Annotated in this window: 13 protein-coding genes; 1 reads left to right on the top strand and 12 read right to left on the bottom strand. The window is 38.2% G+C overall.

Annotated elements, in window-relative coordinates:
- Positions 1-49 precede the first annotated feature (49 nt).
- From NYG85_RS01630 to NYG85_RS01585, 10 genes are all read right to left on the bottom strand, one after another.
- Entirely contained in the window at positions 50-1,021 is a 972-nt protein-coding gene (locus tag NYG85_RS01630; RefSeq protein ID WP_284936611.1) for a PP2C family serine/threonine-protein phosphatase, read from the bottom strand.
- Positions 1,021-1,467, bottom strand: a complete 447-nt coding sequence (locus NYG85_RS01625) for a vWA domain-containing protein (protein WP_284936610.1) — start codon at positions 1,465-1,467, stop codon at positions 1,021-1,023. Before NYG85_RS01625 ends, NYG85_RS01630 begins: the two co-directional genes overlap by 1 nt.
- Positions 1,468-1,666: 199 nt before the next feature.
- Positions 1,667-3,082: a protein kinase domain-containing protein gene (locus NYG85_RS01620; RefSeq protein WP_284936609.1), complete on the bottom strand. Its 1,416-nt coding sequence runs from the start codon at positions 3,080-3,082 to the stop codon at positions 1,667-1,669.
- On the bottom strand, positions 3,055-3,657 hold the full coding sequence (locus NYG85_RS01615) for a PIN domain-containing protein (protein ID WP_284936607.1): 603 nt from the start codon (positions 3,655-3,657) through the stop codon (positions 3,055-3,057). Before NYG85_RS01615 ends, NYG85_RS01620 begins: the two co-directional genes overlap by 28 nt.
- Before the next feature lie 20 nt (positions 3,658-3,677).
- Positions 3,678-6,752 carry a cytochrome c biogenesis protein CcsA gene (locus NYG85_RS01610; protein ID WP_284936606.1) on the bottom strand — a complete coding sequence of 1,025 codons (3,075 nt, stop codon included), beginning with the start codon at positions 6,750-6,752 and terminating at the stop codon, positions 3,678-3,680.
- A 116-nt stretch (positions 6,753-6,868) separates the two neighbouring features.
- Positions 6,869-7,564, bottom strand: a complete 696-nt coding sequence (locus tag NYG85_RS01605) for an ABC transporter ATP-binding protein (RefSeq protein WP_284936605.1) — start codon at positions 7,562-7,564, stop codon at positions 6,869-6,871.
- Positions 7,557-8,324: an ABC transporter ATP-binding protein gene (locus tag NYG85_RS01600; RefSeq protein ID WP_284936604.1), complete on the bottom strand. Its 768-nt coding sequence runs from the start codon at positions 8,322-8,324 to the stop codon at positions 7,557-7,559. Before NYG85_RS01600 ends, NYG85_RS01605 begins: the two co-directional genes overlap by 8 nt.
- Positions 8,321-9,337 (bottom strand): branched-chain amino acid ABC transporter permease, encoded by a 1,017-nt coding sequence (locus tag NYG85_RS01595; protein WP_284936603.1) that lies wholly within the window; start codon positions 9,335-9,337, stop codon positions 8,321-8,323. The genes NYG85_RS01600 and NYG85_RS01595 overlap by 4 nt, the downstream gene beginning before the upstream one ends.
- Before the next feature lies 1 nt (position 9,338).
- The gene (locus NYG85_RS01590) at positions 9,339-10,235 is read right to left on the bottom strand and encodes a branched-chain amino acid ABC transporter permease (RefSeq protein WP_284936602.1); all 897 of its coding nucleotides are present in this window, start codon (positions 10,233-10,235) and stop codon (positions 9,339-9,341) included.
- Between the two features lie 82 nt (positions 10,236-10,317).
- On the bottom strand, positions 10,318-11,436 hold the full coding sequence (locus NYG85_RS01585; protein ID WP_284936601.1) for an ABC transporter substrate-binding protein: 1,119 nt from the start codon (positions 11,434-11,436) through the stop codon (positions 10,318-10,320).
- Between the two features lie 154 nt (positions 11,437-11,590).
- Here NYG85_RS01585 and fic point away from each other — a divergent pair, with 154 nt between their 5' ends.
- On the top strand, positions 11,591-12,130 hold the full coding sequence (fic, locus tag NYG85_RS01580) for a protein adenylyltransferase Fic (protein ID WP_284936600.1): 540 nt from the start codon (positions 11,591-11,593) through the stop codon (positions 12,128-12,130).
- A 2-nt stretch (positions 12,131-12,132) separates the two neighbouring features.
- Here the strand turns inward: fic and NYG85_RS01575 are convergent, their stop codons facing one another.
- Both NYG85_RS01575 and NYG85_RS01570 read right to left on the bottom strand, forming a co-directional pair.
- Positions 12,133-14,058, bottom strand: a complete 1,926-nt coding sequence (locus NYG85_RS01575) for a MacB family efflux pump subunit (protein ID WP_284936598.1) — start codon at positions 14,056-14,058, stop codon at positions 12,133-12,135.
- Positions 14,058-15,212, bottom strand: coding sequence for an efflux RND transporter periplasmic adaptor subunit (locus tag NYG85_RS01570; RefSeq protein WP_284936597.1), 1,155 nt, complete (start codon positions 15,210-15,212; stop codon positions 14,058-14,060). The genes NYG85_RS01575 and NYG85_RS01570 overlap by 1 nt, the downstream gene beginning before the upstream one ends.
- Positions 15,213-15,290 lie beyond the last annotated feature (78 nt).

The following is a 15,290-nucleotide window of genomic DNA, read 5'->3' as shown; positions in this document are numbered from 1 at the left end:
CCTTAGATTGTTTAAAAGCTCATCTTGCATTTGTTTATTAAAAATATATTTAAAAAAATACAAATCCGTTTTTAAGGCGTATAACTTTAAGTTTGCAAAGTCGTAAAATATGCTTTTTGACTATTTTTTGTTTTAACTTAATGTGTTTTGAGATTTGCTTTAATGTGCGTGGGCGTGACAAAAATGCCAAAATTTTATCACATTTAGTCATAAATTTATGTGATGCTGTTTGCAAAAACTCCATCTTTTTTTCTCTACTTAGTGTGATATAAGTGCCTACTTTTGACATTATAGCGATAGAACAATCATCACTTGTAGCCATTGAAACAACATTTTCAAAGCTCTGTTTTAAGCCAATTTCTATCTCTTTTGTATCCACATATTTTAAAGCATTAACAATACCCAAAAGTGCCGTAGCTAGGCGTTTTTCTCTTTTGTGATAAAGCGAATGCTCTGCTCCATCAGATAGCAACAAAAATCCATCAATGCCGTTTAATAGCTCTCTTTTTACTCTCATCTCATCAATGGCATTTTTAGAGCTTAAAAATGTAGTTTCATTGATAAATTCTCCATTTTGTGGTGTGCTTAAAACGTATATGTCGCCATTTTTTGTGTATCCTATCACGCCATCGCCAATATGAAGCATAATAAACCTGTCATCTTTAACCCCAATCGCTAAAAGTGTGCTAGTCAAGTCCTTTAAATCGCATTTTAGCTCATCTACCTTTTGATGTAATGTCTCTAAAAGCACAGATAAAATTTGCCTTTTTACATCACTTTCATTGTCATTAAAAAGTTCATCAAAAGATGAAGCTAAAATTTCACATATTTTATCAGTAACAATATCAGCTCCAAAATGCGATAATCTAGCCGAACCAGCACCATCAGCTAAGCTAACCACGCTTACGCCGTTTTTAAAAAGTGAGCTAGTTTTATCCTGAGATGGTAAATTTTTAGCAACGTGTGCTCTCCCAGCAACTACACACGTAGCCATAGCCCAGCTATTTTTAAACTCAATCATTAAATTTCGCCCCACGAATTAATCCCGTCAGTATCAAGCCTAACCTTCTCGCCCGGCGTTGAGGCTGATACTCTTGATACGCTCTTACTAAGCCACGAGAAAAACTCACGAAAATGTAGCCCTTTTAATTTTAGCGGTTGGCGTTCTGGCGATAATTTTGCTAAAACATTCATATCAGCTGCCTCGCCAATACCGATAGGAAATATCGTAAGTTTTCTTTGCTTAATTAGGCTATTTGTGCGTTCTATGGCTCTTTCAAGCTCCATTTTATCCCCATTTGGTGCACCATCAGTCATCACGACAAGCCAAGGCTGGTAGTAATCCACCCCGCTATCACTATACTCGCTTTTTCTACGCTCTAACATATCAAGTGCTAAATTTACAGCCTCACCAAGTGGCGTGTAGCCGTCAGCCACTAGCGTTGGGGCATTTGGCTCTAAGGTCAAGCTTGAAAAATCCTGAATACACTTAGCCCCACCTGCTCCAAAGCTAACAATACTAATCTCAGCCGAATAAAACGCTATTTCATCGGCTTTTATAGCCTCATAAAAAAGCCTAACTCCTTCATTTAGAAAGTAAATTTGAACTCATTTTTTCTCCTTTTTTAAAAAATATTTATCAATACAAAAATAAAGAACAATAACGCTATACTCCAAATATAAAATCTATAATCTTATCTATAATACTAGGTTTATTTGTATTATCTCTACACGTTTCGCAACGCTTTGGCATATCATAGTTTTTACGCCTATAAAATTCATATTTGCCCTTAGTTAGCGTTAATTTTTTGCCACAACCAGCACAAACTCCTTGCCAAACTATATTATTTTTTGAGCTGTTACATTCAAGGCAGATATTAAATTTTGGTTGTTTTAAAATAAACCTTTGATAATTTGTATAAAGCATATCCTTATTACATATTTTGCATTTATATGGCTCACCTTTATCATACAAACAGGTGTTACAAATCCCCATTTTAGCGCTATCTTCTTGGACTTCATTACCACAAAGAGAGCATTTTATGTAGTTAAAGTCTTTATGTTTTTTATGCCTTGTCGGATAAATTTCATTACTCATCTCATCTGTATCAATAAGTTTATCAAACATTTTTTGATAATCTTTAAAAATTTCTATCCACTTATCAACATTTAAACGAGTATTTTCATAACTATATTCTTCACCACTTGCAAACGTTTTATAAAACGCCTCTTTTAAGCGATAAGGTAAGTGAGACCATATAAAACGCCAAGGTCCATCAGGCGTTTTTTTATTAGAGTTATCGCCAAATGGATATGAAAAGTCCATATTTGTTATATTTTTTGCTGGGTCACCACCGCCTTGCTGTGAATATGGCGGTTTGCCCGGCACCATTATCATAAAAAGCAGTGTTGCAAGAGCGAAATTTTCATTGCCTTTTGTTCGTAAAAAATCAGGGTAGTGTTTGCCTTGAATTTCAGGAGCTGTATAATTAATTGTCCCGACAGGACAAGGGAAATTTTCAATCTGATAGCTGTCCGTATCTACAAAATATACCTCATTTGGCGAAACGAGCAGGATATTTTCAGGATTTATATCGCCTAAAATAATATTTTTATTGTGTAAATAACGTATTTTTGTGAGTATATTAAGACAGAGATTTACCATATCTTGCTTTTTAAAATTTGGAAAATTTTTAAGAAAAAGAGGCTTGGCTGCAAATATGCTTCTACCGAGTGTCTTACCGCTTGCCTTTGGCATTAAATAGCCTACAAATTCGCCATTTTGATTATACAAAAGCCTTGTTGGATAGCAAATTCCATTAAAAGATATATTTTTGCTAGTCATTAATTTTAGCTTTTCAAATCGGCGTTTTGTGTTTGAGTGAGCATTGTAAATTTTTGCTACCTCATCTTTAAAATCTATCTCATAAACAGCCCCTTCGCCACCTTCTGCTAATTTTTTAACAAGTCTTATTTGTTTGTTATCGCTAGTTATTACAATCTCATTTTGGCTAGGTATTTGGCTTATGTTTAAAGGCGTATCAACTACATTTGTTACATCAGAGCAGATTTTAAACGGCAACTCTTGCTTATTGTGAGGGGGGGGGTGCAGTCTGTTTTTAAAATCGTAGTAGGCTCAACTTTTTTACATTCTTGTGCTTCAAAGTTAAACTTAGCTAAAAAACCATTTTTTGGATCTATTCGCCTTACAAAAATTTTATGCCCTTTGACCGATTCGTTTTCATTTTTACTTAAAATCTCTTTGGCAAGTTTATTATCCTGAGTGATTAAAAGCAGTTTATGTTGTATCCTAAATTTTTCAAAAACGTAATGAAAAACAGCATCAGCAAAGGGGTCATTTTTCTCTCCGTGAATTTTAATAAGACCTTCATCTTGTAAATTTGGCAAAATTTCATCAAGCATTTTTATAGCGTTTTTAGCTAGTTCTTCTTTGTTTGGTTCGCTATTTTTAGAGTGTTTTTCAAGCTCCTCAATCACCTTTAATGAAATTATGATTTGATTATTGTTGGCTTTAAGACAAGGCTTTATATTTTTTAAAAATATGTAAGCCTTATCATCTAAAAGCGAACAGGTGTCAATGAAAATTTTAAACTCTTTGCAAAAAAATTCTAAAACATTATAGCCTCTATTCTGCATAAAACCAACTTAAATAAGAATTAAAGCTTTGCAAAAAACTGCCTTTTAAAGTAGGCAAAAATGCTAACGCCAAACATAACGGCGAAAATCACGTAAATGTAGTTTGGTATCGGTAGCGGGTCGCCAGCAGCGTATGAATGCATACCAGAAAGGTAAAAATTCACGCCAAAATAGGTCATAATAATCGCCCAGTAAGCAAACATTGAGCTAACGGCAAAGGCGTATTGCGAGTTTAGCTTTGGGATAAATCTAATGTGAAGCACGGCTGCATAAACTAGGATTGAAACCAACGCCCAAGTCTCCTTGCTATCCCAGCCCCAGTAGCGTCCCCAGCTCTCGTTTGCCCACACACCACCTAAGAAGTTGCCAAGCGTAAGCAGTGAAAGCCCTAAAATCATTGCCATTTCGTTTATTCTAGTCGCCTCTGTTACGTTTCTTGAAATTTCAGCACTTGGCGATTTTTTCTTTTGCAAAATCATAAGCACAAGAACAAAAAATCCGAGCAATGCACAAAGCCCTAAAAATCCGTAACTTGCCGTGATAACAGAAACGTGGATTGTAAGCCAGTAGCTTTTTAGCACCGGCGCAAGCGTGGTAATTTGTGGGTCAAGCCAACTAAGATGAGCCACAAATAGCGTAACACCAGCTAGGATTGAGGTTAGTGCCATTGCAATTGGGCTTTGCTTTGAAAACACTATGCCAGAAAGGCTTAACGCCCAAGCGATATAGACCATAGACTCATAGGCATTGCTCCAAGGGGCGTGCTGGGCGATATACCACCTAAGCCCAAGTCCAGCGGTATGGACTAAAAATGCTAGGATATTTAGGTAATAAATCGCCTTAAACACGGCGTTTATATTTGATTTTGGCGATAGCATTTTAACAAAAACAAATATTAAAAGCACAAATCCAGCGATTAGATAAAGTGGCGTTAGGCAGTCAAAAATTTCAAGCTTGTTAAATAAAATTTCTGTATCAATGCGTGATTTTGGCGGTATTATCGCCGCTCCAAATTCTCTTTGATAGCTCTCAATCACGCCAAGTGCCTTATCCGCCTTGCTCCAATCGCCACTAACTATCGCATCATCAACGGCGACAAAATAATCTCTCATCATCACAGCAATGGCGTTTGCTTCATCGCCTTGCATACTCATAAGTGCCGAGCCCGGCGAATACCACGTGTTATTTGGGTCGTCCTTTTTTGGGAAAATTTTAAAAATTTCGCCCATAAAAACCATATAAAACACATTTAAACGCTCATCAACCTTAATCACCTCTTTATCAAAAGTCCCACGAGAGCCGGGGTGTTTGCGGTTTGCAATCTCTGTAAAACGTGTCAGTTTATACTCGCCACCCTTATCATTTGTGGTAAAAAAGTCGTTAAAATTTGCAAATTTAGCACGCTCATCAATGCCAAGCTCACGCTTTAACTCCTTGCTCTGACCAACGGCGATGATATTCTCTTTACGCCAAAATGGCGGGTCTAGCATAATTGAAAGCACGGCTTGATTTGAGTTAAGCTCGCCAATCGTATCTTTTCTGTGAATTTTATTTAGCACCTCTTTGCTTATCGTATCAAACGGCTCTATCCTGCCATCAGGGCTTTGCACAAGCAAACGCCCAAGCCTATCGGCGTGCGTCTTATCAATCTTAGGCAAAAAGTCATCAGCGTGTAAATTTGTAACACCAAACGTAACAAAACTAGCCACAACCAGCAAAATCACGCTCTTAATGCTATCTTGATTTATCTTTTTAGCAAGTTGTCTAAACCTTGAATTTGGATTTATTAGGTTTAAAATCAGCCCAAGCCCGAGCAAAAAGTAGCTAATGTAGGTAGGAATTTTGCCCGGGTCTTTATTTACAGATAAAATCGTGCCACGCTCATCTTGATCATACGAGCTTTGAAAAAAGCGGTATCCGGCGTGATCTAGGACGTGATTCATATAAATTCTATACTCAAATTCAGGCATATTTTTATCCTTTACAATAACATCACTAGCATAGCTCATCGGCGAGTTTGAGCCGGGATAGCGAAGTAGCTCAAAGTCCTTTAAATAAAGGCTAAATGGCATTTTAAGCTGCATAAAACCCCACGAGGCACTAAACACCTGAGCACCGATTATCGCCTTTGCTGGTTCAATTAGATTATGAAAAAGCACCATCTCTTTTTTCTCGCCCTTGTAGCTTAACTCGGCTACAATAGCATCAAACTGGCTCTCTTTAACTGGCACTAGCTTTCTAACGGCACTTGTTGATAGAAATTTAGCCGAAAAATTTACCCCATTTATCGTGAAAAGATGAAGTGGGTCAAACTGGGCTGTGGCGTTTGCTTCAATGGTTGATTTTACATTATCAGCCATTGCAAACTGCGAAATTTGCGTGTTTGAAGTGAGTGTGAATTTATTGTCATTTAGACTAAAAAGCACATATTTTGTGCCGGGGCGTGGGGTGGCGTTAAACAAAAAGCTGACGTTACCAGCGATGACCTCCTCGCCGTCAAGCAAATTAACCTCTTCTCGCTCGGTAGCATTTGAAAGCACAAGCTCAATGACTGGCTTACCGCCCTCGCTATTTACGAATTTATAATCTGCGTTTGGGACGTATTCAAGGTATTTAAGCCTTGCTTCGCCCTCTGGTAGTTTTAGAGCTAAATCAAAGCCGTTTTTACCAAGCACTTCAAGCTCACGAGGGATTGAAATTTCATACTCTTTGCCATCAAATTTGGTCGCAAAATTTATAAATGAGCCACGAGTTGTGATGATATTTGTTTCGCTATTTTCTCTGATATGCACATTACCCTCAAAGCCAAAATAGCGAGTTAAAATTGAGCCGATTAAAATCCCAATAAAACTAAGATGAAAGAGAAAAACGGGCAGTTTTTTTAAATTTATAAGCCTGTATGCGTAGATATTGTAGGCTAAATTTATACCCAAAAGTAGCTGAATAAGCCCAAACCAGCTCGTGCCATAGACATAAGCCCAAGCCGTATCAGTGGAGGTTTTGCTCTCAATTATCGTAGCCACTCCGCTAGCAACGGCAAAAATTAAAAATAAAATAATTGCCGATGTCATACTAAGAAATTTCTTTAAAACCATAGATAACCTTTGAATTTTTTGCGTTGATTATATAATAAATTTATTAAAAAGTAACCCAAGAATGGGCGTGAAGCTTAAAATTTCTAAATTTACTTTAAGCTTACTATCTGTTTATTTTAAGCACCAAGATATTTTTTCTTAATATCTGGGTTGTTTATCATCTCTTGTGCATCGCCTTGCATTACGATCTGACCGCTTTCAAGCACATAAGCGTAATCACTGATTTTTAACGCCCCATAGGCATTTTGCTCAACCAAAAGTATCGTAATGCCCTCGTGTTTTAAACGAACGATAATATCAAAAACTTCGCCGACGATTTTTGGTGCAAGCCCAAGACTAGGCTCATCAAGCATCAAAAGCTTTGGTTCGCTCATTAACGCCCTTGAAATGGCAAGCATCTGTGCCTCGCCACCGCTTAACGTGCCAGCTAGCTGATTTTTCTTGCTCTTTAAGCGTGGAAATAGCTCATACATCGTATCTCTTAAATGCTCATAATTCTCATCGTTGTTAAAAGCACCAATTCGTAAATTCTCCTCAACGCTTAAATTTATAAACACTCGCCTACCCTCAGGCACGAGCGAAATACCCATTTTAACGAGAGTGTGAGTTAGGTGCCTTCTTGTATCATAGCCTAAAAAATTTATCTCACCAGTGCGTTTTACAGCGTTAATTAGAGCATTTAAGGTTGAGGTTTTACCAGCACCATTTGAGCCTAGCATTGATACAATTTGCCCAGTTTTTACCTCAAAACTAATATCTTTAACCGCCCGAATAAGCCCATAATAAACACTTAAATTTTTAACACTAATCATTTAAAAAATCCCCTAAATAAGCCGTTATAACCTCGCTATTATTTATCGCTTCGCTTGGTGTGCCGCTAAAAATCACACGTCCATAATCAAGCACTAAAACCCTATCGCAAAGATGATTTACAAATTTCATATCGTGCTCAATCAATAAAATACTCATATTTCGCTTATCTCGCAATGAAAATATAAGCCTAGCTAGCTCATCGCTCTCGGTGTGATTCATCCCAGCAGCTGGCTCATCAAGCAAAAGAAGCTTTGGATTTGTAGCAAGTGCTCTTGCTATCTCAACCTTTCTTTGCTGTCCGTAGCTTAAATCAACTGCCATTTCGTTTGCAAACTGGCTAATACCAAGCTCATCAAGCAAAGCCATAGCGTCATCGTGAGCCTTTTTTTCAAATTTTTTATATCTGCCAAGGTGCAAAAACGCCTCAATTGCCGTGTATTTTATGGCGTTATCAAAGCCGATAAGGACATTTTGTAGCACACTAAGTGAGCTAAACAGGCGGATATTTTGAAACGTCCTAGCAATGCCAAGATGAACGATTTTATTTGGTTTAAGATTTGTTATATCTTTGCTATCAAAAATCACCTTGCCACTGCTTGGGCTATAATTGCCAGTGATTATGTTAAACATTGTCGTTTTGCCAGCACCATTTGGTCCAATAAGACCAAAAATTTCGCCCCTTTTTATCCCAAAAGATGTTTGGCTAATCGCATTTACGCCACCAAAATTTTTACTAATATTTTCTAAACTAAGTATCATTTTTTAGTCCGTTTTTTAAATTTTAGCTCCGTTAGCTCACGTTTGCCCATTATACCCTCTCTTGCAAATAGCATTACAAGGATTAAAATCAGCGAGAAAACGACCATTCTAAGCCCCGGCAAGGCTGGTGTAGTGTAGCCAAAAAGGCTCATCGGCTCATCTAAAAATCTAAGCCACTCGCTACCACCCATAACCAAAATCGTCCCGATAACAGCACCAGTTGTAGAGCCAAGTCCGCCAAGCACGATGATAATAAGAAGCTGAAATGTAAAGAAAAATGTAAATTGATCTGGCGAAACAGAGCCTAAAAGACAGACTAGCAAACCACCGCCAACGCCCTCAAAAAAGGCACTCGTGCAAAAAGCAAGGGTTTTAATCTTAAACGTGTCAATCCCCATAGCAAGAGCAGCATCCTCATCATCTCTAACCGCCTTCATAGCACGACCAAATTTTGAATAAATAATGTTTAAAATAGCCACAACAGCGATAATTGCCACGCCTCCGGTGTAGTAGATATTTGAGTGCTTTGGGACTTCGTTTAAGCCAAGCGAGCCGTTTGTAAAGGCTGGGAAATTTATGGCAATTATTTGAATGATAAAACCAAATCCAAGCGTAACAATGGCAAGATAATCGCCCCTAACTCTAAACACTGGATACGATAAAATAAGGGCTAAAATCGTTGAGGCAATACCAGCACAAATCAAGGCTAAGATGAAATTTGGCAGATAAAAAGCCAAAATAACCCCAGCCGGATCTTCAATATCAAACTGCGAAATTTTAGCATCTGGACTAAGAAGCATAAGGGCTGTTACATAAGCACCAAGTGCGACAAAGCCGTTTGGCTCTAAGCTAAACTGCCCAGTAACGCCATTTATGAGATTGTAGCTAACGGCTAAGATGATAAAAATTGCAATATTATTAACAATACTTAAATGATACTCATCAAAGATAAAATTTGAAGCATAAACAAAACCAACAGCCAAGGCAAAAAATATCACGTGTAAAATTTTCATCTTAAAACCTACTTCTTTCGTAATTTATGCCTAAAATTCCAGTTGGCTTAAATAGTAAAACAAAGATTAAAAATACAAAGGCAAAGGCGTCCTTAAACCCTGCCATATCGGGGAAAAATGCGACCACGACAATCTCTGTAAAGCCGATGATAAATCCGCCAATCACAGCCCCACCGACTGAGCCAATGCCACCAAGCACCGCTGCTGCAAAGGCTTTTAAGCCGATTAAAACACCCATTAAAGGCTCAACCGATGGATAGCTAACAGCCCAAAAAATACCAGCAATGGCAGCTAGTGATGAGCCAAGTGCAAAGACAATTGCGATGATTAAATTTGCATCAATCCCCATTAAATGAACAGCCCCAATATCAAAAGCAAGCGCGCGAATTGCCATACCATATTTTGTTTTATAAAGGATAAAAAGCACAAAAAGCAGTAAAACAAGTGTTAAAATCGGCACGATAATGGTCGTTAGCGTAATGCTAATCTCGCCAAAATTTATCACTTTTTCTAAAAATTCTGGCACCAAAAATGGTCGTGGAGTGCCGCCAAAGATGACATTAAATAAATTTTCAAGCAAAAAACTAACGCCAATTGCGGTGATTAAAAGCGAAATTCTAGGTGCTTTTCGCAGTGGTTTATACGCCACTCTATCAATGCTAATGCCTAAAATAATGGCTATTGTAACGCTAAAAACTATGGCAAAAACAAAGGGCAGATGAAGGCTAGTCATCGCAAAAAGTCCGACATAAGCACCCACCATCATAATATCGCCGTGAGCAAAATTTATAAGTCTTAAAACCCCATAAACCATAGTATAACCAATAGCAATGAGTGCATACATAGACCCAAGGCTAAATCCATTTACCATTTGTTGTAAAAATATTGAACTATCCAAGAAAACTCCGATGAAAATTTTAAATTTAAAAGCACAAAATGCGTTTAAATTTAAAATTTGCCCCAAAATTTTGGGGCAAAAATTATGGATTTACGATGTCTTTGTAGGCTGGTTTTAAATCTTTTATCTCTTTAATAACAACCGAACGTGTCGCATTACCGCTAGCGTCAATGCTAATAACACCGCTTACACCCTCAAAATTTGAAGTGGCGTGAATTTTCTCATTTACACAAACGCTATCACTTGGGTCGGCACACTCATTCATCGCATTTACCATTATAAAATAGGCATCAGCACCAAGTGCGGTAAAGCTAGCGATTTCTCTGTTACCCTTTTCTTTTTCATAAGCTGCTAAAAACTCCTCTGAACGTTTTGTCGGCGGTCTTGTGTAATCAAAAGTGTCGGTAAACATATAATCATTTACCGCCTCGCCACCAAGGTCAATGAAGGTTTGATTAGCCACGCCGTCGCCTGAGCCAAATTTTGAAGTAACACCGACCTGCTTAGCTTGGCGGACTATCATTGATGCTTCTGGGTGGTAAATTGGCATATAAACCACATCGGCATTTAAGCTTTTAAGCTGTGCTGCAACCGCCTTAAAATCCTTATCGCCAGATGTTATATTTAGCTTTTTAACGACCTTACCGCCCTTTTGTTTAAATTCTTTCTCAAACGCCTTTGCAAGTCCAAGTGAATAAACTTGAGCTTGATCTACCACCAAAACTGCCGTTTTTGCGTTTAGCTTATCGTAAGAAAATGCCGCAAACGCCGAGCCTTGAAACGAATCCATAAAGCAGACCCTAGCTCCAAATTTCTTGCCGTCAAATAGCTTATCAGCCGTGGCTGCTGGGGCGATGACTGGGATTTTTTTCTCCTCTGCTATGCCTAGGACTTGCTGGGTGTTGCCAGTGGTTAGTGCGCCGATTATGCCTACTACTTTATCGCTTGAAATGAGCCTATTTGTCGCAGTTGCTGTCTCTATTTTATCGCCCTTTGTATCAACCAAAACAAGCTTAATCGTATCGCCATTTTTTAGCTTTGGCTCTAAGATATTTGCCATTTTTACGCCCTCATAGGCTGTTTGTCCGTAGGCTGCTATCGCACCAGTAATTGGCATTGGTAGTCCAATAGCTATCTCTTTTGCGTAGCCAAAAGTGCTAATTAACGCCAAAGATGAAGCTAAAACGCTAAATTTTTTCATTTTTACCCCTTTTTTTATTTAGTAAGTTTTGGATTATACAAAAAATTTTTAAAATTTTAATAGATTTTTAATCATAAATTTACAAAATGTTACTTGAAGTAATGAAAATTTAAAAATCTTATGCAATAATTTAGAAAAATTTTTAAGGTAAATAATGAAACAAAACGAGATAGATAGCCTTAGCCTTTTAAAGGCATACGAGCTTTTTGAAAGTGGCAAGATAGACGAAATTGAAGTTGGCACGTTTAAAGGTTTAAGCCAAATTCACGGCTATATTTTTAAGGACTTATATGATTTTGCAGGTAAAATTAGAGAGGTAAATATCTCAAAGGGCGGTTTTAGGTTTGCAAATTCACTCTATTTAAAAGAAATTTTACCAAAAATAGAGGCTTTAAGTGAGCAAAATTTTGACCAAATAGTTGAAAAATACGTTGAGATGAACATAGCGCACCCATTTTTAGAGGGCAACGGCAGAGCGATGAGAATTTGGCTTGACTTAATGCTAAAAAACAGGATAAAAATGCTCATAAACTGGCAAAATGTAGATAAATTTAGGTATTTACAGGCAATGGAAAGAAGCCCAGTAAATGATCTAGAATTAAAAACGCTTCTAAGGGCAAATTTAACCGATAAAATAAATGATAGAGAGATTATCTTTAAGGGCATAGAGCAGTCGTATTTTTACGAGCAGTAGCTCTACTCCCTTGAAAGTGCGTCTATCGGGTTAAGGCGTGAGGCGTTTCTTGCTGGGACAAAGCCAAAGATAATGCCTATCGCCATTGAAGTAACGAGTGCCACCACGATTGAGGCGTTTGAGAAAATCATCTTAAAATCGCCAAAGTTATTAAACACATAGCCAATAGCATACGCCAAAGCAACGCCGATAGCACCGCCGATGATACAAAGCAAAACCGCTTCAATCAAAAACTGCTGTAAGATATTACTCGCCCTAGCACCGATCGCCATTTTTATACCGATCTCCTTTGTGCGTTCAGTTACCGAAACTAGCATTATATTCATCACGCCAATACCGCCAACAACTAGCGAAATAACAGCAATTGATGAGATTAGAAGCCTCATAGTGCCAATAGTTTCTTCAATCGTCTTTTTAATGCTGTCAGAATTTCTAGTAAAAAAGTCCTTTTTGCCGTGCTTTGCGGTAAGTAGCTCAGTTAGACTCTTCTCAGCCACCTGTGCATTTACGCTATCTTTTACCCTAACGGTTATGTAGCGGATAATCTTATCGCCAGTGATTTTATTTATCACGCTTGAATATGGCGCATAAAGCCTAAGCACACTTGGGTCGTCAAAGCCATTATCGGTTGGCGCGACAACGCCGATGATTTTTAGCGGTTTTTTATCAAAAAGCACCACTTTGCCGATAGGATTTTCGTTTTTAAATAGCGTTTTTTTGGTATTTGCGTCTATTAAAACGACACTTGCTGAGCCTTTAATCTCATCATCATCAAACACCCTGCCCTGCTCAACCTTTAAGCCATTTACATCAAGTGTGCTAGAACTACCGCCACGAAGCGAGGCAGAAAATGATAAATTTTTATAAGTAAGTATGCCAGAGCTTGAAGTGTTTGGGGTTACGGAGTCTAAAAATGGCTGTTTTTCAAGGAATTTCGCGTCGCTTACGCTTAGGGTTCTAACGCGGTTTGATCTCATATCGCCAAAGCCTTTGCCAGGCAAAATATCAATGGTATTTGTGCCAATTTTGCTAATACTTGAAAGAATTTGCTCTTGTGAGCCTTTACCAAGTGCGACCACGCTAATGACCGCTGCTATGCCAATTATTATACCAAGCATCGTTAGCATTGATCTAAGCTTATGCGAAAATATCGCAGATACCGACATTTTAAAGCTCTCAATGAGCTGGTCTTTGTAGTAGTTTAATAGGCTTTTTTCTGGCTGTTTTGCTTCGTTTAGATTAAAAATTTCATCTTTTTTTTGCGTGTCGCTTATGATATCGCCGTCTTTTATCTCAATGACTCTGTTTGCGTGAGCAGCGATGTTTGCGTCGTGGGTTACGATGATTATAGTGTGCCCCTTTGCGTGAAGCTCTTTTAAAATTTTCATCACCATTTGCCCGCTCTTGCTATCAAGCGCGCCAGTTGGCTCGTCAGCTAAAATTATCTCGCCGCCGTTTATTAGGGCGCGCGCGATACTTACACGCTGTTGCTGTCCGCCACTAAGCTTGTTTGGATAGCTTGAAATTTTATCCCCAAGCCCAAGTCCGCTTAAAATTTCACTGGCTAGTTTCTCTCTATCTTTTTTAGCCACACCAGCATAAATGCTTGGCAGTGATACGTTTTGCAGGGCGTTCATACTTGAAAGCAGGTTGTATCTTTGAAAGATAAAGCCAAATTTCTCACGCCTAAGCTGTGCTAACTCGTCGCTTTTAAAGTGCGTGATATCCTTGCCGTTTAAAAGATACTCGCCACTGCTTGCGTTATCAAGACAGCCAAGGATATTCATAAGCGTTGATTTGCCAGAGCCTGATTGTCCGATGATCGCGATAAACTCGCCCTTTTTTATGCTTAAATTTATGCCGTTTAAAACCTGTATATCATTATCGCCGACACGAAATTTTTTAACAATATCTTTTAAAACTATCACTAAAATTTCGCCTTTTCTACCATTTTAGCGATCTCTTCGCTGCTACCTTGCGCCGTGATTATCTCGTCATTTTCGCTAACACCGCTTAAAATTTGCGTATTTATGCCATCACTTATGCCGACTTCTACCTCAACCTTTTTTGGCGAGTTTTCAGATAAAATTTGCACAAAATGCTTTTTGCCGTCTTTTTTTACGGCGATACTTGGCACGATGATTGCGTCTTTTGCCTCGTCAATTAGGAGAGAATTTTGCGTTGTCATACCGATTCTTAAAATTCCGTCTTTATTATCAACTATGCTTTGGGCGTAGTAATAAACCGCCGAGGTTGAACTGGTGCTTGAAGTGCTGGTGCTTGTGTATTTGCCGTCGCTTAGCGTGGTAAGACCCGGGTCAATTGAGCTTACGACCGCATAGAATTTCTTATCATCTGAGAGAATTTCATACTCAACCTTTGTGCCGACCTTAATTTTTGTGATATCGCCCTCGGCAATTTGCATTTTAAGCTTGACACTGCTTAAATCAGCGATATAAACGATAGTTGGCGTGGTTTGATTTGCGTTTATGGTTTGCCCCTCTTCAACTGGCACAGAGACCACAACGCCGTTTCTTGGGGCTAAAATTTTGGTGTAGCCAAGATCAATTAACGCCGTATCAAGTGCGATTTTAGCCTGATTTATCTGTGCATTTAACTCGCCAATTTTTGCCTTGGCACTAGCCATAGTGTTTTTTGAATTTTCGTAGTTTTGCTTTGAGGTTGCGTTTGCTTTAAAGAGCGAATTTTCACGCTCAAACTGCGATTTTGCAACCTCATAAGCCACTTTTGCGCTTTCTAGCTGAGCTTCATAGATTAAAAGCTGAGCGCGTCTATTTTCAACGTTATTTTTTTGCGTTTCATCATCTATTTCAGCTATCATATCGCCCTGTTTTACGCTATCGCCTAGCTTTACGTAAAGCTTTTTAATCTGACCGCTAACCTGAGCTCCCACATCAACAAGCTCGGTCGCAAAAATTTCGCCATTTGCTTCAACCTTTTTTGCCAAATCGCCCCTGATTGCCTTTTGCGTGATATACTCGGTCTTTGGCTTTGGTTTTAAAAACTCATAAGCAAAAAATCCAGCCACCAAAACAGCCACAACAAAAATAATTTTTTTCATAATCTATCCAAAATTTTAAGTCTTAAAAGTGTAATTTTAGTAAAAAAATATAAATTAAAAGTTATAAATGATAAGGAT

The sequence above is a fragment of the Campylobacter gastrosuis genome (assembly GCF_030249845.1).
GTDB classification, from domain to species: domain Bacteria; phylum Campylobacterota; class Campylobacteria; order Campylobacterales; family Campylobacteraceae; genus Campylobacter_A; species Campylobacter_A gastrosuis.
This window is presented reverse-complemented; position numbering and strand designations above follow the sequence as displayed.